Raw genomic sequence first — 18870 nt, 5'->3', positions numbered from 1 at the left:
GGTGCGCCGACACGCCCCCTCGTCCAGGGTGCCCCCCAGCCGAAGTCCTCCCCGCTGATGTCGAAGGCGAGAACGCTGCGACTCCTCGGCGATCCGACGGACGTCCTAGGCAACGGGGTCCGCAGCGCCGGACGGCACGCGGAACACGCGGCGTCGGGATCCCCGCAGACCGGGGACGCCCTGCCACAGCACGGCCCCGTTCGCGCGCTCCCAGCCCGCGGTCGCCCGGGACCGCGCCCACTGGGCCAGGGCAAGCGTGACCATCATGATCGGCGGCATCACTTGATGGGACGTCAGGCCGATGAACAGCAGCCAGCAGGCCAGGACACCCACGAATCCCGCCGTACGCCACAGCGACAGGCGCCGCACCGCGTCCTGCCCGTCGCGCGGTTCGGCGACGTTCTCGATCGGCACGGCATCGTCGTATGTGCGGCGCAGTCGGGCGGGGAGCCTAAGACACATCGGCAGCAGCACCACGGACACGAAAACGATCGCGACCGATCCCACCATCAGCATCTCGCGGTAGTGAGCCGTGCCGACGAGGGCGAGCAGCACGGCTTCGGACAGCACCGCGCCCGCGGCCATCATCAGCGCGGACATCCGCTCCAGATACACCACGCGTATCAGCCCGTCGCGGGCGTCACCAGCCACCGTCGTACCTCTCTCACCGCCCGGACACCCGCACGGGCAGGCAAGATCCAACTCCGGGCGGAACACAAGGTCAATACGCGACAGTTCCAGGATGCGCGGTCTTGACCACCCCTTGGCCGACGCGCGACCGAGTGGGCGAGCGGGGTACGGCGAGCACCAGGCGTAGGCAGCCGCGGTCTTTGTCCGGCTGGGACGGGTGGGAGAGGCGGGAGGAAGGACTACGGTCGGCGCCGGGGAGTCCGGTCATCGCGCTGTGTCGCGCAGGACGACAAACAGACCGCGGCTCTCCTCGCCGTTCTTCGAGCGCCAGTCGGCAACGACATGTCCTCGGGCCGCCCGGACCGCATCGACCTGGGAAACCTGCGTGTCGGGCCGGAGAACACGCATCACGTCGATGGTCACGGCGCCCGCCGACTGACCGTGCGGCCCGGCTTCTTCCATGGTTTCCACCACGATGGCGGTGCCGTGTTGTCTGTCGTCGACAACCGCCGACGCGATCACGGTTGAGAAGCCGACCCCCGTGAAGTAGCTCGTGACGGAGGGGGCCGGGGCGTTGGTCTCGCTCTGCGCCTGCGGCACGGCGCGGCCCTGGAGGAGATCGAGCAGTTGAGCGACGAGGACCGGGTCATGGGTCCCGTCGTACACCCACCGCCTTCCCAACACCCCGTGCTCGGACGTGCCGATGAGCCCCCGATCGGCTCCGTCGAGCGGCGCCCCGCGGTAGCTGAGCGGCACGTGGTAGGAGCGCGGTCGCTCGCCGGAGGTGTCCGTGACCACCATGAACTCGATTCCCACCTCCCCTTGCGGATCATCGAGCCGGAAGCCGCCGGCCTTGGTCAGGTGCGGCTCACTCGCCATGCCGATGTACCACGGCTGCCTGGGAAGCCAGGCGGTAAGGAGCTCCAGCTTGCTGGGCGTCATCGTGGTCTTGTAGATCACAGCCATGCTTCATGAACGTCGTCCGTCGGCACGAGGTTCCTCCATGACGTGCTGCTTGACGAGTTCGTACGACCTCAATCGGTCGGCCAACGCGTAGATGGGCGTCACCAGCATGAGTTCGTCCGCACCCGTCCGGTCCACCAGGTCCGTCAGGTGTTTCGCAACGGTCTCGGGTGAGCCGTGTGCCTGTTGGGCACGGAAGCTCGTCAGCGCCCGCACCTCTTGCGCGGTGAACGAGTGGGTCGCCGCCTCTCCGGGCGTGGGGAAGGGGATGTCGCCTCGACCCTTGAGGAGTCCGGCCTTGACGACATCCATCGGGCCGGCCAGCCGGGCCGCCTCCTCGTCCGTCTCGGCGCATACCGTTTCCACGCAGATCAGCACGCGCGGTCGCGCGCACCAGCGGGAGGGGGAGAAACGTTCGCGGTAGTGGCTGAGCGCGGCCAGGGTGTTGTCGGGACGAATGTGATGGGCGAAGGCGATCGGCAGCCCGAGTTCCGCGGCGAGCGCGGCGCCGGCCGTGCTCGAGGACAGCAGCCACGGCTCCGGGAGCGGGCTGAGTGCGACTTCGTCCACCAGGAAGCGCAGAGTCGACGACACGTCGTCGCGGTACTCGTCGTCCGCCGCCGGACCGGCCCCGCGGCGCAGGGCCCGCGCCGTGGATTCGTCGAAGGTACCCGGGCCGCGGCCGATGCCCAGGTCGATCCGGCCCGCGTGCAGTGCGGACAGCGTGCCGAATTGCTCCGCCAGCATGATCGGGGCGTGGTTCGGAGCGAGAACGCCCCCGGAGCCGAGACGGATGGACGACGTCAACGCGGCCGCGTGGGCGGTCAGGACGACGGGCGGGAACGCTCCGATGGCCGGAGAATGGTGATGCTCGGCGTACCAGAGTCGCAGGTAACCGAGGTCTTCAAGGCGCAGGGCGAACTCGGTGGTGTCTCGTAACGTGTCTGCGGCTCGGGCGCCCGCTTGGACCATGGCCACTTCGAGCGCGCTGAGCGGTATGGCGATCATCCGATCAGTATAGAAATCGCCCATCCGCACCAACTCCCTTTGTTTACGAGGCGGAGTTATGCACCTGTTGGCGCACGCCCCTTGGCTGCGCACCCGCCGTGGCCAACACTGAGCCGATGACGCAGCGTGTGGAGCTCGCGACCGTGATGGACCGATTCGCCGTGGACGGACTCGTCACCGAGTACGCGGTGGCCGTCGACGACGGCGACTGGGAGGCGTACCGGAGGCTGTTCGCAACGGACGGACGCGCCGACTACCGCTCGGCCGGAGGTATCGAGGGCGGCGCCGACGAGGTCGCGGGATGGCTCGCGCAGAGCATGGAGCTCTTCCCCATGCGCCAGCATCTGATCGTGAACCGGCGGCTGCGGTTCGGGTCGCTGGACCAGGAAACGGGCGACACGGCCCGGGTCCAGGCGGACTACATCAATCCGATGCGGTTCGCGGGCCACGACGGTGGGTCCACCGCGCCCGACTTCGTGTGCGGCGGCCGGTACGCCTTCGGACTGGTGCGTACGGACCTCGGCTGGCGCCTGCGCGAGGTCGTCGTCCAGGAGAAATGGCGCCGCGCTCCGCAGCCGAGCCAGGAACCCGCCGCCACCTGACCGGACGCCCCCGACCGCAAGCCGCCTGAGCAGAGCCTCCCGACCGGAAAGCCCTGGCCGGACGCCCCCTGTCGGAGATCGTCGCCGACGCGCACACTGGAGGCATCCCCCGGGGAGGGAGGCCCTGTATGAAGAGGCCCGAGCGTTGGCCCGAGCGTTGGCTGGGCAGTGGGCCCGATCATTGGCTCGCTTCCCCGTGGCGGCGCGCGATCATCGCCGCACTGGCCGGCGCGCTGCCGATGCTCGCCTTCCCCGCCCCTTCGTGGTGGTGGTTCGCGTACGTCGCCCTGGTGCCCTGGATCCTGCTGGCCCGCTCGGCCCCGACGGGCAGGCGGGCCGCGTACGACGGCTGGTTCGGCGGGCTGGGCTTCATGCTGGCCGTGCACCACTGGCTGCTGCCGAGTCTGAATGTGTTCACGGTCGTCATAGCGGCACTGCTCGGCCTGCTGTGGGCGCCCTGGGGCTGGCTCGTCCGGCGGTTCCTCGGCGGGGTGCCCTCGGCGGGACGGGTCGGGACCGCGCTCCTGGTCCTGCCCTCGGGGTGGCTGATGGTCGAACTCGTCCGGTCCTGGCAGGGCCTCGGCGGACCCTGGGGACTGCTCGGGTCGAGCCAGTGGCAGGTCGGGCCCGCGCTGCGGCTCGCGTCGGTCGGCGGGGTGTGGCTGCTCAGCTTCCTGGTGGTCGCCGTCAATGTGGCGGTCGCCGTACTGGTCGCGGTGCGTGAGTCCCGTATGCCCGCCGTCGCCGGACTGGCCGCGACGGCCGCCGTGACCTCGGCGACCTGGGTGTGGTCACCGCGCCCGGACGTGACGGGCCAGGTCCGGATCGCCGTCGTACAGCCCGGGGTGATCGGCGGCGCGAACAGTGCCGAGGCGCGTTTCTCACGCGAGGAGGCCCTCACCCGCACCCTCGCCGGACAGGACCCCGACCTCGTCGTCTGGGGCGAGAGCAGCGTCGGCTTCGACCTCGCGGACCGCCCCGACCTGGCGAGCCGGCTCGCCGCGCTGTCCCGGCTGACCGGCGCCGACATCATGGTGAACGTCGACGCGCACCGCTCCGACCGGCCCGGGATCTACAAGAGTTCCGTCCTGGTGGGACCGCAGGGCCCGACCGGCGACCGCTACGACAAGATGCGGCTCGTCCCCTTCGGCGAGTACATACCCGCCCGTTCCCTCCTCGGCTGGGCGACCTCGGTCGGGAAAGCGGCGGGCGAGGACCGCAGGAAGGGCACCGAACAGGTCGTGATGAACGTCGGGCACGGACTGCGCGTCGGCCCGCTGATCTGCTTCGAGACGGCCTTCCCCGACATGAGCCGCCATCTCGCCCAGGACGGCGCCGAGGTTCTCCTCGCGCAGTCCTCGACCTCGACCTTCCAGCACAGCTGGGCCCCCGAGCAGCACGCCTCGCTCGCCGCGCTGAGGGCCGCCGAGACCGGCCGCCCGATGGTGCACGCGACGCTGACCGGGGTCTCCGCCGTGTACGGCCCGAGCGGCGAGCGGATCGGCTCCTGGCTCGGCACGGACGCGAGCGCGGCGGTGGTGTACGACGTACCGCTCGCGCGCGGCGTCACCCCGTACGTCCGGTTCGGCGACTGGCCGGTGCACGCGGCGCTGCTGATCCTGGCGGCACTGTGCGCGACGGAGGGCTTCCGGGCGTTCAGGCCTCGGCGGACCGCTCCTGAACCGCTCGTACCACCCGCTCGCACAGTTCATGAGTCGCCAGCGCGTCACGGGCACTGAGCACCTTGCCCGCGCGCACCGCGTCGAGGAAGGCGAGTACGCCCTGCTCGATGCCGCGCTGCCGGGCCACCGGCACCCAGTCTCCGCGCCGCCGCACCGACGGCTGCCCCTTGTGGTCGATCACCTCCGCGAGGTTGACCACCTGACGCTTCGTATCCTGCCCCGAGACCTCGAGGATCTCCTCCGCCGACCCGCTCAGCCGGTTCATCACGCCGAGCGCCGTGAAGCCGTCCCCGGTGAGTTGCAGTACGACATGGTGGACCAGGCCGCCCTCGACCCGGGCCCGCACGGTCACGTCGTCGACCGGCCCAGGCACCAGGAACCGCAGCGTGTCCACGACGTGGATGAAGTCGTCGAGGACCATCGTGCGCACGTCCTCGGGCAGCCCGATCCGGTTCTTCTGCATCAGGATCAGCTCGCGGGGGTGATCGGCACACTGCGTGTACCCGGGAGCGTGACGCCGGTTGAAGCCGACGGCGAGGCTCACGTTCCGCTCCTCCGCGAGACGCACCAGACGCTCGGAGTCGGCTAGTTCGTAGGCGAGCGGCTTGTCGACGAAGGTCGGCACGCCCGCCTCCAGGAGCCGCGTCACGATCTCGGGGTGTGCGACGGTCGCCGCGTGCACGAACGCCGCGTCGAGGTTCTGCGCCAGCAGGTCCGACAGGTCGGTGTGCCGCTGCTCCGGCGGCAGGTGGAGGCTGTCGCCGACCCGGGCCAGGGTCGCGGGCGTTCGCGTCTGCAGATGCAGCTCGACCCCCGGCTGGACGCCGAGCACCGGCAGGTACGCCTTCTGCGCGATGTCGCCGAGTCCGATGCAGCCGACCTTCACCAGGGTCTCCTTCAGTTGCCGACGCGGGCCTGGCCGGAAGCATACGGCCGCTGCGGCGGCCGCCTGTCGGCGATGCCGTCGAAGCTTCGCGGGAACAGTGCCGGAGCGGCCTCGGGGACCAGGGCGGCGTTCACAGGAAAAGCCCTGGTGGAAGTCCGTGCGCTCGACGAAAATGCGGGCATGACGAAGCAGCGCACCGAACCCGCCACCAACGCCGAGGAACGGTCCATGCTGGAGGGCTGGCTCGACTACCACCGCGAGACCCTCGAGATGAAGTGCGCGGGCCTCGACGACGCCCAGCTCAAGACCGCCTCGGTCGAGCCTTCCGAGTTGTCCCTGCTCGGTCTGGTGCGGCACATGGCGGAGGTGGAGCGGGGCTGGTTCCGCAAGGTTCTGGTGGGCGACGATCCGGGGCCGATCTACTGCAGCGAGGAGGACCCGGACGGAGAGTTCCATCTCACCGACGCGGACACCTGGGACGAGGCGTACGCCACCTGGCAGGCCGAGATCGGGATCGCCCGGCGCAACGCGGCTCGTTTCGCGCTGGACGACGCCGGCGAGGGCAAGAGCAAGTTCACCCAGGACCCCATCAACCTGCGGTGGATCTACACCCACATGATCGAGGAGTACGCGCGTCACAACGGTCACGCGGATCTGATCCGGGAGCGGATCGACGGCGCCACGGGTGAGTGAGACAGGGTGATGCGGCGTCGGGTCACCTGGCGGACACCGGCGCCCTCCGCAGGGGCGGAAGGGTCACCCGTGTGGGGCAACCTCCGCTTTTCGGCTCCCCAAAGCGGGCCTGACGCAGCAGAGTTGAGCGGGTGCATCGAACGACGACCGCCGCAACGCTCCTGGTCACCGTGGCCACCGCCGCGCTCTCCGGCTGTGTGACCGTCCAGCGACCGCCCGCTCCCTCCCTGCCGACCGCGCCGTCCCGGCCGTCGCCACCGCGTCCTGACGGCAAGGCCGGGCCGCAGATCGTGCAGGCGCCGGCGCGCGAGGCGCTGGAACTCATCGGGCCGTCCCGGAAGCCGTCACCGAGCGCTCCGGCGCCGCACCGTACGCCCGTCCCGTCGCCCGCCGCCCCGCGGGCCCCTTCGCGCCAACCGGGTGCCGGGCAACACCCGCAGCCTCATCCGCACCCACGACCCCACCGGCCCGCACCCCGCACCGACGTCCCTCCCGTCGCACCCGAACAGCCGAACAGCACGGATGTGTGTGCCGTCGGCCGGAGGTACGGGGGCTGGAAGGCGGACAGTCCGGAGGCCGTCATCTGCAAGGGCACGTACGGGCATTGACACGACCGGCGTCCGCGGGACCTAGGGGCGCTGTCTCGGCGGCCCCAAGGTCTCTCCTCCGGACCCGCCGAAGGGCCCGGGCCCCTCGACGGTGCCCGGGCCCTCCCCCGGCCCTCCGTGCGACGGGCCCTCCCCGTCGAGTCGCAGCTCCAGACGGCCGATCGCCGCGCGTACGCCGTCCCCGTAACGGTCGTTCCCGAGGGCTCCGACCGCCCCGCGTGCCCGGCGCAGATGGCTGCGGGCGGCTTCGGAGCGGCCGAGTTTCACATAGTCGGCCGCCAGGTTCAGATGCAGCGACGGATAGAACGCGCGCGCCTCGAGCGACCGGTGGCGCTCGGCGACGTCACCGTCGGTGAGTTCCTCGGCCGCCGACAACGCCCTCAGGTCCCAGGCCAGTTCGTCCGCGGGATCGTCCTGCGTGTCCGCCAGGTAGTGCGCCAGGGTGCAACGGTGCAGGGGGTCGCCGTCCTCGCCGATCTCCCCCCACAGGTCCAGGAAACGCCCCCGAGCCTCCTCACGGTCGCCACCGTGGTGCAGCATGACGACCTGTCCGATCCGGGTCATCATGGCGTCCGGCGCCGCCTGCTCCTGTTGCTCCGCCACCGCGTCCTCCAGGCTCGTCGCTGTCCCTTCCGACGCTAACCGGACACACTGACAATCACGCTCAGGCGCCCCCGGACACCACTGAGCCGCCCCGGTGACGGCCGGACCGGACGCCCCCCGCACCCGGCCCGGGCCGCTTGCGGTCTCGGTCCCGGATCAGCCGAGGTTCGGAATCCGCCAGTCGATCGGCTCGTGGCCCTGCCCGGCGACCGCCTCGTTGATCTGCGTGAAGGGGCGCGAGCCGAAGAACTTCTTCGCGGAGAGCGGCGACGGGTGCGCACCCTTCACGACGATGTGCCGCTTCTCGTCGATGAGCGGGACTTTCTTCTGCGCGTAGTTCCCCCACAGGACGAAGACGGCCGGGTCGGGCCGGTCGGCCACGGCACGGATCACCGCGTCCGTGAACTTCTCCCAGCCCTTGCCCTTGTGCGAGTTGGCCTCACCGGAGCGCACGGTCAGCACCGCGTTCAGCAGCAGGACGCCCTGCTCGGCCCACGGCATCAGATAGCCGTTGTCCGGGATCGGGGTGCCCAGCTCCTCCTTCATCTCCTTGTAGATGTTGCGCAGCGAGGGCGGGGTCTTCACTCCCGGGCGGACCGAGAAGCACAGGCCGTGGCCCTGGCCCTCGCCGTGGTACGGGTCCTGGCCGAGGATCAGCACCTTCACCCGCTCGTACGGAGTCGCCTCCAGCGCCGCGAAGACCTCCTCGCGCGGAGGGTAGACGGGACCGTTGGCACGCTCCTCCTCGACGAACTCGGTGAGCTCCTTGAAGTAGGGCTGCTGCAGTTCGTCACCCAGTACGCCGCGCCAGGACTCGGGCAGCATGGCGGTGTCGGTCACGTCAAGTTCCTCCGATGTGCGGTCACTTCCAGGTCTCAGAACCTACAGGCGACCACTGACAATCGGCCCCGCACCCCGTGGGACCAGGCTACCCGCCGGGTACTGCACGTGACCTACCAGCTGGTCTTGCGGTGCAGCTCCCACATCATCATGATCGTCGAGGGGTCCAGGGCCTGCTCCCCGCCCGCGATCTCCTCGCTCGCGGCCACGAACTGCTTGCCCTGCCACAGCGGCAGCAGCCGAGCGTCGTCGACGAGGATCTGCTGGGCCGCCTCGAACTCCTTGACCACCGCTCCACGGTCGCTCTCGCGGCGCGAGGCGGGCAGCAGGGTGTCGGTGATCCGGGGCGCCGGATAGGGCGTACCGAGCGCGTTCTGCTGGCCCACGAAGGGCGCGATGAAGTTCTCGGCGTCCGGGAAGTCCGGGAACCAGCCGCGCCCGAACACCGGGTACTCGCCCTTGCGGTAGCCCTCCTCGTACGTCTTCCAGGGGCGCCCGTTGAGCGACACGCGGAACAGGCCGGATTCCTCGAGCTGCCTCTTGATCTCCTGGAACTCCGGGGCGGTCTCGGAGCCGTAGCGGTCCGTGGTGTACCAGAGGGTGAGCGGGACGCTCTCGGTGATGCCCGCCTCCGAGAGGATCTGCCGGGCCTTGGACGAACTGGGGTCCCCGTAGTCGTCGAAAAAGCCCGTGGTGTGACCGGTCAGGCCCGCGGGGACCATGGAGTACAGCGGGTCGACCGTGTCCTTGTAGACCTTGTGCGCGATCGCCGCACGATCGATGACCTGGGCGACCGCCTTGCGCACCGCGAGCTTCTTGGCCCACGGATCCTTCGGGTTGAACACGAGGTAGCTGATCTCCATGCCCGCGCCCTCGACGAGCTGAAGGCCCTCGTCCGCTCCCTTGGTCCGGAGCGAGACGATGTCCTTGGAGGCCAGGCCGCGGAACGTGACGTCGATCTTCTTGTTCTTGAGGGCGTCGACCATCTGCCCCGAGTCCTGGAAGTAGCGGATCGTCACCGCGTCGTTCTTGAGCTCGGCGAATCCCTTGTAATGGTCGTTCCTGACGAGTTCGGCCTGCTTGCCCTCCTCGTAGGAGCGCAGGCTGTACGGCCCCGACCCGAAGACCTTGCCGTCCTTGCGCAGCGAGTGCGCGGGGTAGTCGTCGGGGTCGACGATCGACATGGCCGGGGTGGCGAGGACGAACGGGAAGGTCGCGTCCGATTTGTTCAGGTGGAAGACGAGTTCGCGCTCGTTCAGTACCTGGATCCGGTCGAGGCTGCCGAGGAGGCCGGCGGGACCGCCGGGCAGGTTGATCTTCTTGATCCGGTCGATCGAGTACTTGACGGCGTGGGCGTCCAGCGGGTCGCCGTCGGAGAACTTCATGTCGGCGCGCAGCTTGCAGCGGTACACGAGGTTCGAGGTGTCCGCGAACCCACAGCTCTGGGCGGCGTCGGGCTCGGGCGTGGTCGCCCCGGAGGGGTAGCTCAGCAGTGTCTGGTAGATGTTGCGGAACAGCTCCCAGGAGCCGTCCCAGGAGGCGGCCGGATCCAGCGTGCTCGGGGCACTGGTGGTGCCCACGACGATCGGTCCCTTGTCGTCGGACGACGCCGAGGTGAGAACGCCGCACCCGGCCACCAGGGTGATGGACGTGACCGCCGCCAATTGCCGCAGACATGGGTTCCGGTTGAACACGCGCATGCTCCTCGATCTGCCGTACCAAGGGTCGGCAGACCATACCGCAGCGCCACACCGGTGAACCCGTCTTCCCGGCAGGGCACTTGATCAGCGCGTTTGTGACTACGTTGTCATTTGGCTGTACGTCTTCATACGTCGACGCGGGCGCCGATTTCGTCCATCAGCGCCCGCGTCGATGCTCCGTTCGTCCCGTCTCGTGGCTCTGGTCAGCCCACTCCGGCGTTCAGGAAGATGCCGCCGTCGACGACGAGGGTCTGACCGGTGATCCAGTCCGACTGCGTCGAGGTGAGGAAGGCGGCGGCGCCCCCGATGTCGGAGGGCACACCGAGCCGGCCGAGCGGGTAGGACGCGGCCGCTTCCGCCTCCCGGCCCTCGTACAGGGCCTGCGCGAACTTGGTCTTCACGACGGCGGGCGCGATCGCGTTGACCCGTACCTTGGGCGCAAACTCGTGCGCCAGCTGCACGGTCAGGTTGATCATGGCGGCCTTGCTCATGCCGTACGCACCGATGAAGGGCGAGGGGGCGATGCCGGCGACGGACGCGATGTTGACGATCGCGCCGCCGTTCTCGCTCTGCCAGGCCTTCCAGGTCAGCTGGGCGAAGCCGAGCGCCGAGACGACGTTGGTCTCGAAGACCTTGCGTGCCACGTCCAGGTCCAGGTCGGCCATCGGGCCGAACACGGGGTTCGTACCGGCGTTGTTGACCAGGTAGTCGACGCGGCCGAAGGCCTCCATGGTGCGCTCGACGACCGTGGCCTGGTGGGCCAGGTCGTGCGCCTTGCCGGCGACGCCGATGACGCGGTCGGCACCGAGTGCCTCGACAGCCTCCTTCAGGGCGTCCTCGTTGCGGCCCGTGATGCACACGCGGTCACCGCGGGCGACAAGGGCCTCCGCGATGCCGTAGCCGATGCCGCGGCTCGCGCCCGTGATGAGCGCGACCTTGCCGGAGAGTTCGGGGAGTGTGGTCATGTCGTGCCCTCCGGCGTCAGTTGAGCGGTCCGCCGGCCACGTACAGGACCTGGCCGGAGACGAATCCGGCGGCCTCGCCGGTGAAGAAGGCGATCGCGTTGGCGATGTCGTCGGGGTTGCCGACGCGCTGCACGGGGATCTGGGTGGCGGCCGCGGCCTGGAAGTCCTCGAAGCCCATGCCGACGCGCTCGGCGGTGGCCGCCGTCATGTCGGTGGCGATGAAGCCGGGCGCGACGGCGTTGGCGGTGACGCCGAACTTGCCGAGCTCGATGGCGAGGGTCTTGGTGAGGCCCTGGAGACCGGCCTTGGCGGCGGAGTAGTTGGCCTGGCCGCGGTTGCCGAGCGCCGAGGACGACGACAGGTTGACGATGCGGCCGAACTTGGCGTCCACCATGTACTTCTGGCAGGCCTTGGCCATCAGGAAGGCGCCGCGCAGGTGCACGTTCATGACCGTGTCCCAGTCGGACGCGGCCATCTTGAACAGCAGGTTGTCGCGGAGCACGCCCGCGTTGTTCACCAGGACGGTCGGCGCACCGAGCTCCTCGGCGATCCGCGCGACCGCGGCCTCGACCTGGGCCTCGTCGGAGACGTCGCAGCCGACCGCGAGGGCCTTGCCACCGGCGGCGGTGATCTTCTCGACGGTGTCCTTGCACGCGGCCTCGTCGAGGTCGATCACCGCGACGGCGCGGCCCTCTGCGGCCAGTCGTACGGCGGTCGCGGCGCCGATGCCGCGCGCGGCACCGGTGACTACGGCGACGCGCTGCTCAGTGGTGGACATTGCTGGTTCTCCTCGCCCTTGAAAAGCCCTGCGGCTTGAAATGCCCTGCGGTGGAATGTCCTGCGGCTCACACGGTACGCCCGTCCGGTGAGCGACCGCTTAGTACCTTCGGTAGACGTGACGCTAGAAGCCCTGGCACCCGGTGTCAACGGCACACCGCGCGGGTGTGATCCATTACCTGACCAGCAACTGGAGCAACCGCTCCGTCTCCGCCTGCGGATCGGCGGTGAGTCCGGTGTGCACGGGCCCCGGCTGCACGACCGTCGAGCGGGGCGCGATCAGCCAGCGAAAACGCCGCCCGGCATCGTCACCAGCGGCCTGACCTGCCGCTTTGCCGCCCGCGCAGACCCCCTCGACCGCCCGCAGCGCGGCCCGTACGCCGGCCACGTCGGCCTCCGGGTCCAGGGCCAGCAGCTTGGTCTCGTCCAGATGGGTGCGCACTCCGACGAAGGACTTGGCGCGGCAGTACACCAGTACGCCCGCGTTGAAGCACTCGCCGCGCTCGATCCGCGGCACCACGCGCAGCAGCGCGTACTCGAAGACGTCCCGCTCGCTCACTTGTCCCCCTCGAAGCCCTTGATACGCCCCTCGATCACACCGGCGCGCGCCAGCAGCGGCTGCGCGTAGGCACGCCGGAGGGCCTCCGGCGAGTCGAAGCCGGGTTCGTCGGCCAGCCACGCGTCGGGGATCTCCGCGGTCACCTCGGCCAGCAGGTCCTCGGTCACCAGCGGCGCCAGCTCGGCCGCGGCGGAGGCGATGTCCGGGCCGAAGGGCGCGAGCGCGTGGTCGGAGGCGTCGTAGGGTTTTGCGGCGGAGGTCGCCGCGCCCGGCCAGTGATGGTGCCAGATCATGGTGGCGCCGTGGTCGATGAGCCACAGGTCTCCGTGCCACATCAGCAGATTGGGGTTGCGCCAGGAGCGGTCGACGTTGTTGACCAGCGCGTCGAACCAGACGATCCGCCCGGCCTCCTCGGGGCTCACCTCGAAGGCGAGGGAGTCGAAGCCGATCGCGCCGGGCAGGAAGCCCATCCCGAGGTTCGGCCCGCCACTCGACTTGAGCAGCTCCTGCACTTCCTGGTCCGGCTCCCCGAGCCCCAGTACCGGGTCGAGGCCGAGTGCCACCAGGCCGGGCACACGCAGGCCGAGCCGGCGGGCGAGTTCACCGCAGACGACCTCCGCGACGAGCGTCTTGCGCCCCTGCCCCGCGCCGGTGAACTTCATGACGTACGTCCCGAGATCGTCGCCCTCGACGAGCCCCGGCAGCGAGCCGCCCTCACGCAGCGGCGTGATGTAGCGGGTCACGATGACTTCCTTGAGCATCGCCCCAGGCTACTGGGGTGGCCACGGCACCGGGCGACCCGTGGGCGCCCACGGCGGCGATGTCCCGAGCAGGTCGGCGCGTCTGTCTAACCGCTGTCGATTCGGTCAAGAAGTCCTCAGCTCCTGAACAGGGCAGACGGGCGGACCGTACCTCTGTACGGATCACCATCACGTCCGTTGAAGGGAATGTCAGCATGACCAGCGAATCGCTTCACCCCGTTCCGACCCCGGCCCGCCGCACCGTCGTGGCGGCGGTCGGTACGGCGGGACTCGCCGTCGCGCTGACCGCGTGCGGGTCGGACAACAAGTCCTCCGACTCCACCAACTCCGGCTCCGGCGCGAGCGCGAGCAGCGGGGGTACGGGCGGGGGCGACAACGCCGCGGCGGGGAACGCGGGCGGCACGGTCCTCGCGAAGACCACCGACATCCCGGAGGGCGGCGGCAAGGTCTTCGAGTCCCAGGGCGTCGTCGTCACCCAGCCGACCGCGGGCACCTACAAGGCCTTCTCCTCCAAGTGCACCCACCAGGGCTGTGCGGTGAAGGGCATCGCCGACAACGTGATCACCTGCCCGTGCCACAACAGCCAGTTCTCCGCGACCGACGGCAGTGTGAAGAAGGGGCCCGCGACGCAGCCGCTGGCCGCCGCCAGCATCACCGTGGACGGGGACTCGATCAAGCTCGCGTGACGCGGCAGGGGCCGCGCCTCAGCGGCGCGGCCGCTCGAAGCAGGCCAGCACGTCGTCGGTCGCCGTGATCGTGGCGACCAGGGCGAGCGTGTTGCGGATCATCGCGGGGGTGTAGTCGGAGGGCACCCCCGCGATGGCGTCCGCGGGCACCACGGCGGTGTAGCCGCGGTTCACGGCGTCGAACACGGTGTTGGGAACGGCCACGTTGGCGGAGACTCCGGTCACGATGAGGGTGCGACAGCCGAGGTTGCGCAGCAGCGCGTCGACGTCGGTGCCCGCGAGCGGGGACAGGCCGTGCAGGCGGCGTACGACGAAGTCCTCCTCGGCGACCTCGATCGGCGGCGCGACGCGGACCGCGGTGGTGCCCGACAGCTGTTGCACGGGCAGCCGTTCGGCCGCGCGGAACAGGCGGGCGTTGCGGTTGGCGCCCCGCCCGTCGGGCCGTCGTTCGGCGATCGCGTGGATCACCTGGACGCCGCCGCGGTGGGCGCCGGCCACCAGCCGGGCTACGTTCGCGAGCGCCCCCGACGACCGGGCCTCCTTGGCGAGTTCGGGCAGTGCGCTGTCCGGGCCGACGACGCCCTGCTGGCACTCCACGGTGAGCAGAACGGTGCCGTCCGGGTCGAGGAGTGTGCTGAGCTGTTCATGCGACGGCATGACTCCCCTTGTCGTCGAGGGTCGGGCGGGCGAGCGTAACGAGCATTGCGCACGGACGGAAGACGGCCCATGCTTTTCTGACGAACTGTCAGAGGATCTCTGTCGACGCAGAAGATCGACGCATCAGGTCGACATGAAAGAAGAGGTGACCGCATGACCGTCACTCAGCGCAGGGGTCGGAAGATCATGATGACCCCCGGCGAGCTGGACGAGTTCCTCACCACCCAGCGCACCTGCCGCGTCGCCACGGTGTCGAAGGACGGCACCCCGCACGTGAGCGCGCTCTGGTTCGTCTGGGACGGCACCTCGCTGTGGCTGTACTCCGTGGTACGCAGCAAGCGCTGGACGGAGCTGAGCCGCGACCCGCGGGTCGCGGTGGTGATCGACACCGGCGAGGAGTACGGGGAGCTGCGCGGCGTCGAGCTGTCCGGCACGGTGGAGTTCGTGGGCGAGGTCCCCCGCACCGGTGAGCTGTGCGCAGAACTCGACGTCCCCGAGACCTTGTTCGCCCGCAAGAACTTCGGCCTGGAGGAAATGCCGCACGACGGCCGCCACGCGTGGGCCCGGCTGACGCCGACAGCCATCGCCTCCTGGGACTTCCGCAAGCTGCCGCCGCTCTAGAACTCGGGCGAACCCGGCCGCCGCCAGGGCACCTCACGAGCCGACGGCACCACGGACCCGCCACGAGGCGAGAGCACCACGGACCTTCTGCGGGGCGACGGCGCTACGGAGGCAACCGCTAGCCTGCGCAGAACCTCGCGAGGCCACGTCACGGAAGAACCTCGCGAGGAGACGGCGCCGCAGACCTTCCACGGGGCAAGCCCCGGCCACCGCGAGGCGTCCGCGAGCTCCCCCACCGCAAGACGTCCGCCGGCCGCCTCGGACACCGGCATCACGGGCCGGCCCCCTGCTGTCGGACTTGCCCGAGCCGCCCCGTCACCGCCCAGGTGGTCGCTCAGCCGATGCTCTCCCCCGCTGCCCGCAGCGCCGCCACCGCCGCTCTGATCGACGGGCGGCGGTCGGCGTCCGCGCGCCAGATCACGTAGACATGCCGCCGGACGGCCTGCCGCAGCGGCACCGCGACAACCCCCTCCGGCATCGGATGGCGCCCGAGCAGCGGCGCGATGCAGACACCGAGCCCCGCGGCGACCAGCCCGAGCTGGGTGTGCGTTTCGGCAGCGCGGTGGCCGATGTGCGGCTCGACGCCCTTGGACCGCAGAGTGAACATCAGCCACTCGTGGCAGAACTCACCCTCGCCCCAGGTGATCCACTCGTCGTGGGCGAAGTCGCCGAGGTCGACCTCCGCGCGGTCCGCGAGCCGGTGGCCGACCGGCATCGCCACGTCGGCCGGATCGTCGAGGATCGGGGCCTTGACCAGGCCGTCGGGCAGCGGCATCGGCTTGTTGTACCAGTCGAGCACCACCGCCAGATCGAGGTCGCCCCTGATCACTCCGGCGACCCCGGCCTCGGGCTCCAGCTCACTGGAGCGCACCCGCAGCCCGGGGTGCTCGGCGCGCAGCGCGGCGAGCGCGGTGGGGAACAGCCCGCGCGCGGCGGTCGGAAAGGCGGAGAGCCGCAGCTCACCGACGACCTGACCGCGCTGGGCCTCCAGGTCGGACTGGGCGAGCTCGACCTGCGACAGGATGCGCGCGGCATGCTCGGCGAGCAGCCGCCCGGCATCCGTCAGACGCACCCCGCGCCCGTTCTTGGCGAGCAGCTGCTGCCCCACCTCGCGCTCCAGCTTGGACATCTGCTGGGAGACGGCCGATGTCGTGACGTGCAGCCCCTCGGCCGCGCCGCTCACCGAGCCGTGCCGGGCGAGGGCGTCGAGGGTGCGCAGACGCTCCAAATTCAACATGTAAGCAATGCTACGAGATATTGCTCGAAAAATCTCGCTTGTGCTACGAGATCGTCTGCCTCATCGTTACGTCCATGAGCGCCGTGACCACTCCCCGAACCGACACCCCCGCCGCAACGACCCCACGCCGTCGCACCGCCCTCGACTGGCGGATCCGCTTCGGCGCCCTCTCGTTGATCTGGGGTTTCAGCTTCCTGCTCATCAAGGTCGGCACAGAGGGCTACGCGCCGTTCCAAGTCACCTTCGGACGGCTGCTGTTCGGGACGGCGGTGCTCGCGGCGGCGATGGCGGTGAAGCGCGAGCGGCTGCCGCGCGGGGCCCGCACCTGGGGTCATCTCGCGGTCGCGGCCTTCCTGCTCAACGCGCTGCCGTTCTCGCTCTTCGCCTACTCCGAGCTGACGATCCCCTCCACGCTCGCGGGCATCTGCAACGCGACCTCACCCCTGTGGGGCATGGCCCTGTCCCTGGTCGCCCTCTCCGAGGACCGTCCGACCCGGCGCAGGGTCGCCGGTCTCGGCATCGGCTTTCTCGGTGTCCTGACAGTCCTCGGCATCTGGCAGGGCTTCCACGGTCTGGACGCCACGGGCACGGCGATGGCCCTGCTGGCCTCTCTGAGCTACCCGATCGGCTGGATCTACGTCCGCCGCACCCTGGCCGGCACCGGCAACTCGCATCTGTCGATGACCGGCGCCCAACTGCTGCTCGCCACCGCCCAACTGGCCCTTGTCACCCCGCTGTTCACCGCACTGCCGAGTCACTTCCCGGTCGTCCCGCTGCTCGCGATCGCCGCCCTGGGGGCCCTCGGCACGGGCCTGGCCATGCTCGTCCAGTACGGCATCGTCGCCGAGGTCGGCCCGACGACGGCTCAGATGGTCACGTACTTCATCCCGGTGATCGCCACCGCCGCGGGCGTCGCGATCCTCGGCGAGTCGCTGAGCTGGTCGACGCCGGTCGGCGCGGTGATCGTCCTCGCCGGTGCGGCACTCACCCAGGGCGGGCCACGCCGCTGACCGCGCCCTCAGGGCGTGCGGACCGACTCACACGTACCCGCGTACGGGCGCCGGTCCGACGGCGGAGGCGACGGCGTCCGCCAGCGGCTCGATGTCGTCCGGCGTCAGAGTCGAGACGGTGATCCGTATCCCGGGCGGCGCGCTCATCCGAAAGCGCGCCCCGGGCGCGACCGCCCAGCCGGCGTGCAGCAACCGCGCGACCGCCCCCGTCTCGTCCGGGACGGGGATCCACACGTTCATCCCGCTGCGCCCGTACGCCTCGATGCCACGCCGCTTCAGGGCGTCGATCAGCGCGTCCCGGCGCCGCCCGTACGCCGCCGCCACGGCCGTCACGTCCACCGCGCCGTTCGCCCACAGGTGCACGACCGCCCGTTGCAGCAGGTGGCTCACCCAGCCGGGCCCCAGCCGCTGCCGCCCGTGCACCCGGTCCATGGTGACGATGTCCCCGGTGAGGACGGCGAGCCGCAGGTCGGGGCCGTAGGCCTTGGCGACGGAGCGCACGAAGGCCCAGTTGCGGGTCACCCCGGCCAGGGGGTGCAGCGGCAGGTCGACGATCCGGTGCCCGTGGTCGTCCTCGACGAGCAGGACGTCCGGGTGCTCCTTCAGCACGGAACGCAGGGCACGCGCGCGTGGGGCGCCGACCGCGGCGCCGGTCGGGTTCTGCGCCCGGTCCGTGACGATCAGCGCGCGGGCACCGGCCTCCAGGGCATGGCGTACGTCGTCGGGGACCGGGCCCTCGTCATCGACGCGCACCGGGACCGTGCGCAGCCCGAGCGCCGGGGCGAGGTCGAACACGCTGCCCCAGCCGGGATCCTCGACGGCGACGGCGTCCCCGGGTTTGAGATGGGCCGCCAGCACGCGCTCGATGGCGTCGAGCGATCCGGAGGTGACGACGACGGGCCCCTCGGGCACGCCGTCCGCGTCGAGGTCGGCGCGCGCGAGCCGCTCCAGCTCCGCCTCGACCGCGGCCTCCCCGTACATCACGGGATCCCGGTCCGACCGTCTCGCCGCCGCCGCGAACGCCTCGGCGAGGGCGGGCAGAAGCGCCGGGTCGGGGTTGCCGTCGGCCACGTTCCGCACACCCTCCGGCACCTCGACCCGGATGTAGTCGCGTCCCGTCGTGGCGGGCTTCGAGCGGATCCGGCTGCCCCGCCGCCCCGCGGTCTCGATCACCCCGCGTTCGCGCAGGGTGCGATAGGCGGCGGCGACGGTATTGGGATTCACTCCTAGCCGCTCCGCCAACTCCCGCATCGGCGGAAGCAGTTGCCCCGGCTCAAGGTTCCCGCTACCCACCGCACGCTCGACGCTCGCGGAAATGTCTGCTGCGCGACGCCCTTCGATCCGATACTCTCCTAGCACAAAGAAGATTATGCACTAGTGCA

General features: G+C 70.3%; 21 protein-coding genes. 7 read left to right on the top strand and 14 right to left on the bottom strand.

Going from position 1 to position 18870, the window contains the following annotated elements; all coding sequences use genetic code 11:
- Window positions 1-105 precede the first annotated feature (105 nt).
- From SMIR_RS33325 to SMIR_RS33315, 3 genes are all read right to left on the bottom strand, one after another.
- A complete protein-coding gene (locus tag SMIR_RS33325) occupies window positions 106-651 on the bottom strand; it encodes a hypothetical protein (protein WP_212727737.1) in 546 nt (181 codons plus the stop codon).
- A gap of 243 nt (window positions 652-894) precedes the next feature.
- Window positions 895-1596: a maltokinase N-terminal cap-like domain-containing protein gene (locus SMIR_RS33320; RefSeq protein ID WP_168489920.1), complete on the bottom strand. Its 702-nt coding sequence runs from the start codon at window positions 1594-1596 to the stop codon at window positions 895-897.
- A 3-nt stretch (window positions 1597-1599) separates the two neighbouring features.
- Window positions 1600-2601 carry an LLM class flavin-dependent oxidoreductase gene (locus SMIR_RS33315; protein WP_168489921.1) on the bottom strand — a complete coding sequence of 334 codons (1002 nt, stop codon included), beginning with the start codon at window positions 2599-2601 and terminating at the stop codon, window positions 1600-1602.
- 116 nt (window positions 2602-2717) lie between these two features.
- Here SMIR_RS33315 and SMIR_RS33310 point away from each other — a divergent pair, with 116 nt between their 5' ends.
- Window positions 2718-3203, top strand: a complete 486-nt coding sequence (locus SMIR_RS33310; RefSeq protein WP_168489922.1) for a nuclear transport factor 2 family protein — start codon at window positions 2718-2720, stop codon at window positions 3201-3203.
- A gap of 128 nt (window positions 3204-3331) precedes the next feature.
- Window positions 3332-4942: an apolipoprotein N-acyltransferase gene (gene lnt, locus SMIR_RS33305; protein WP_212727736.1), complete on the top strand. Its 1611-nt coding sequence runs from the start codon at window positions 3332-3334 to the stop codon at window positions 4940-4942.
- Here lnt and SMIR_RS33300 read toward each other — a convergent pair.
- Window positions 4860-5771 carry a Gfo/Idh/MocA family protein gene (locus SMIR_RS33300; protein ID WP_168489924.1) on the bottom strand — a complete coding sequence of 304 codons (912 nt, stop codon included), beginning with the start codon at window positions 5769-5771 and terminating at the stop codon, window positions 4860-4862. The genes lnt and SMIR_RS33300 overlap by 83 nt on opposite strands.
- A 180-nt stretch (window positions 5772-5951) precedes the next feature.
- On the opposite strand from SMIR_RS33300, the gene SMIR_RS33295 reads away from it, so the two are divergent.
- A complete protein-coding gene (locus tag SMIR_RS33295) occupies window positions 5952-6464 on the top strand; it encodes a DinB family protein (RefSeq protein ID WP_168489925.1) in 513 nt (170 codons plus the stop codon).
- 131 nt (window positions 6465-6595) lie between these two features.
- The gene (locus SMIR_RS33290; RefSeq protein ID WP_212727735.1) at window positions 6596-7072 is read left to right on the top strand and encodes a hypothetical protein; all 477 of its coding nucleotides are present in this window, start codon (window positions 6596-6598) and stop codon (window positions 7070-7072) included.
- A gap of 21 nt (window positions 7073-7093) precedes the next feature.
- Here the strand turns inward: SMIR_RS33290 and SMIR_RS33285 are convergent, their stop codons facing one another.
- The 7 genes from SMIR_RS33285 to SMIR_RS33255 form a co-directional block, all read right to left on the bottom strand.
- Window positions 7094-7675, bottom strand: a complete 582-nt coding sequence (locus SMIR_RS33285) for a tetratricopeptide repeat protein (RefSeq protein WP_212727734.1) — start codon at window positions 7673-7675, stop codon at window positions 7094-7096.
- 156 nt (window positions 7676-7831) lie between these two features.
- A complete protein-coding gene (locus SMIR_RS33280; protein ID WP_168489926.1) occupies window positions 7832-8515 on the bottom strand; it encodes a uracil-DNA glycosylase in 684 nt (227 codons plus the stop codon).
- A gap of 113 nt (window positions 8516-8628) precedes the next feature.
- The gene (locus SMIR_RS33275) at window positions 8629-10209 is read right to left on the bottom strand and encodes an ABC transporter substrate-binding protein (protein WP_168489927.1); all 1581 of its coding nucleotides are present in this window, start codon (window positions 10207-10209) and stop codon (window positions 8629-8631) included.
- A gap of 209 nt (window positions 10210-10418) precedes the next feature.
- Window positions 10419-11180: an SDR family oxidoreductase gene (locus tag SMIR_RS33270; protein ID WP_168489928.1), complete on the bottom strand. Its 762-nt coding sequence runs from the start codon at window positions 11178-11180 to the stop codon at window positions 10419-10421.
- A 16-nt stretch (window positions 11181-11196) separates the two neighbouring features.
- Entirely contained in the window at window positions 11197-11958 is a 762-nt protein-coding gene (gene fabG / locus SMIR_RS33265; protein WP_054229082.1) for a 3-oxoacyl-ACP reductase FabG, read from the bottom strand.
- Window positions 11959-12132: 174 nt separating this feature from the next.
- A complete protein-coding gene (locus tag SMIR_RS33260; RefSeq protein WP_168489929.1) occupies window positions 12133-12516 on the bottom strand; it encodes a DUF3037 domain-containing protein in 384 nt (127 codons plus the stop codon).
- Complete coding sequence (locus SMIR_RS33255; RefSeq protein WP_168489930.1) at window positions 12513-13277, bottom strand: HipA family kinase; 765 nt, start codon at window positions 13275-13277, stop codon at window positions 12513-12515. The genes SMIR_RS33260 and SMIR_RS33255 overlap by 4 nt, the downstream gene beginning before the upstream one ends.
- A 194-nt stretch (window positions 13278-13471) precedes the next feature.
- Between SMIR_RS33255 and SMIR_RS33250 the strand changes: the two genes are divergently transcribed.
- Window positions 13472-13963, top strand: coding sequence for a Rieske (2Fe-2S) protein (locus SMIR_RS33250; RefSeq protein WP_168489931.1), 492 nt, complete (start codon window positions 13472-13474; stop codon window positions 13961-13963).
- 18 nt (window positions 13964-13981) lie between these two features.
- On the opposite strand, the gene SMIR_RS33245 is transcribed toward SMIR_RS33250, so the two are convergent.
- Window positions 13982-14620, bottom strand: a complete 639-nt coding sequence (locus tag SMIR_RS33245) for a cysteine hydrolase family protein (protein ID WP_168489932.1) — start codon at window positions 14618-14620, stop codon at window positions 13982-13984.
- 153 nt (window positions 14621-14773) lie between these two features.
- On the opposite strand from SMIR_RS33245, the gene SMIR_RS33240 reads away from it, so the two are divergent.
- On the top strand, window positions 14774-15241 hold the full coding sequence (locus tag SMIR_RS33240) for a pyridoxamine 5'-phosphate oxidase family protein (protein ID WP_101407952.1): 468 nt from the start codon (window positions 14774-14776) through the stop codon (window positions 15239-15241).
- A 334-nt stretch (window positions 15242-15575) separates the two neighbouring features.
- Here SMIR_RS33240 and SMIR_RS33235 read toward each other — a convergent pair whose 3' ends face one another.
- Complete coding sequence (locus SMIR_RS33235; protein ID WP_168489933.1) at window positions 15576-16478, bottom strand: LysR family transcriptional regulator; 903 nt, start codon at window positions 16476-16478, stop codon at window positions 15576-15578.
- A gap of 74 nt (window positions 16479-16552) precedes the next feature.
- On the opposite strand from SMIR_RS33235, the gene SMIR_RS33230 reads away from it, so the two are divergent.
- Entirely contained in the window at window positions 16553-17488 is a 936-nt protein-coding gene (locus SMIR_RS33230; RefSeq protein ID WP_248002852.1) for a DMT family transporter, read from the top strand.
- A 27-nt stretch (window positions 17489-17515) separates the two neighbouring features.
- Here the strand turns inward: SMIR_RS33230 and SMIR_RS33225 are convergent, their stop codons facing one another.
- Window positions 17516-18847 carry an aminotransferase class I/II-fold pyridoxal phosphate-dependent enzyme gene (locus tag SMIR_RS33225; protein ID WP_212727733.1) on the bottom strand — a complete coding sequence of 444 codons (1332 nt, stop codon included), beginning with the start codon at window positions 18845-18847 and terminating at the stop codon, window positions 17516-17518.
- Between the last annotated feature and the right edge of the window lie 23 nt (window positions 18848-18870).

The organism is Streptomyces mirabilis, assembly GCF_018310535.1.
Taxonomy (GTDB): domain Bacteria; phylum Actinomycetota; class Actinomycetes; order Streptomycetales; family Streptomycetaceae; genus Streptomyces.
This window is presented reverse-complemented; position numbering and strand designations above follow the sequence as displayed.

Bases quoted from the DNA above. Each gene is read 5' to 3' on its own strand.
- SMIR_RS33320 (WP_168489920.1), bottom strand. From the start codon at position 1,596: ATGGCTGTGATCTACAAGACCACGATGACGCCCAGCAAGCTGGAGCTC.
- SMIR_RS33315 (WP_168489921.1), bottom strand. From the start codon at position 2,601: ATGATCGCCATACCGCTCAGCGCGCTCGAAGTGGCCATGGTCCAAGCG.
- SMIR_RS33310 (WP_168489922.1), top strand. From the start codon at position 2,718: ATGACGCAGCGTGTGGAGCTCGCGACCGTGATGGACCGATTCGCCGTG.
- lnt (WP_212727736.1), top strand. From the start codon at position 3,332: ATGAAGAGGCCCGAGCGTTGGCCCGAGCGTTGGCTGGGCAGTGGGCCC.
- SMIR_RS33295 (WP_168489925.1), top strand. From the start codon at position 5,952: ATGACGAAGCAGCGCACCGAACCCGCCACCAACGCCGAGGAACGGTCC.
- SMIR_RS33270 (WP_168489928.1), bottom strand. From the start codon at position 11,180: ATGACCACACTCCCCGAACTCTCCGGCAAGGTCGCGCTCATCACGGGC.
- fabG (WP_054229082.1), bottom strand. From the start codon at position 11,958: ATGTCCACCACTGAGCAGCGCGTCGCCGTAGTCACCGGTGCCGCGCGC.
- SMIR_RS33255 (WP_168489930.1), bottom strand. From the start codon at position 13,277: ATGCTCAAGGAAGTCATCGTGACCCGCTACATCACGCCGCTGCGTGAG.
- SMIR_RS33250 (WP_168489931.1), top strand. From the start codon at position 13,472: ATGACCAGCGAATCGCTTCACCCCGTTCCGACCCCGGCCCGCCGCACC.
- SMIR_RS33245 (WP_168489932.1), bottom strand. From the start codon at position 14,620: ATGCCGTCGCATGAACAGCTCAGCACACTCCTCGACCCGGACGGCACC.
- SMIR_RS33240 (WP_101407952.1), top strand. From the start codon at position 14,774: ATGACCGTCACTCAGCGCAGGGGTCGGAAGATCATGATGACCCCCGGC.
- SMIR_RS33235 (WP_168489933.1), bottom strand. From the start codon at position 16,478: ATGTTGAATTTGGAGCGTCTGCGCACCCTCGACGCCCTCGCCCGGCAC.
- SMIR_RS33230 (WP_248002852.1), top strand. From the start codon at position 16,553: ATGAGCGCCGTGACCACTCCCCGAACCGACACCCCCGCCGCAACGACC.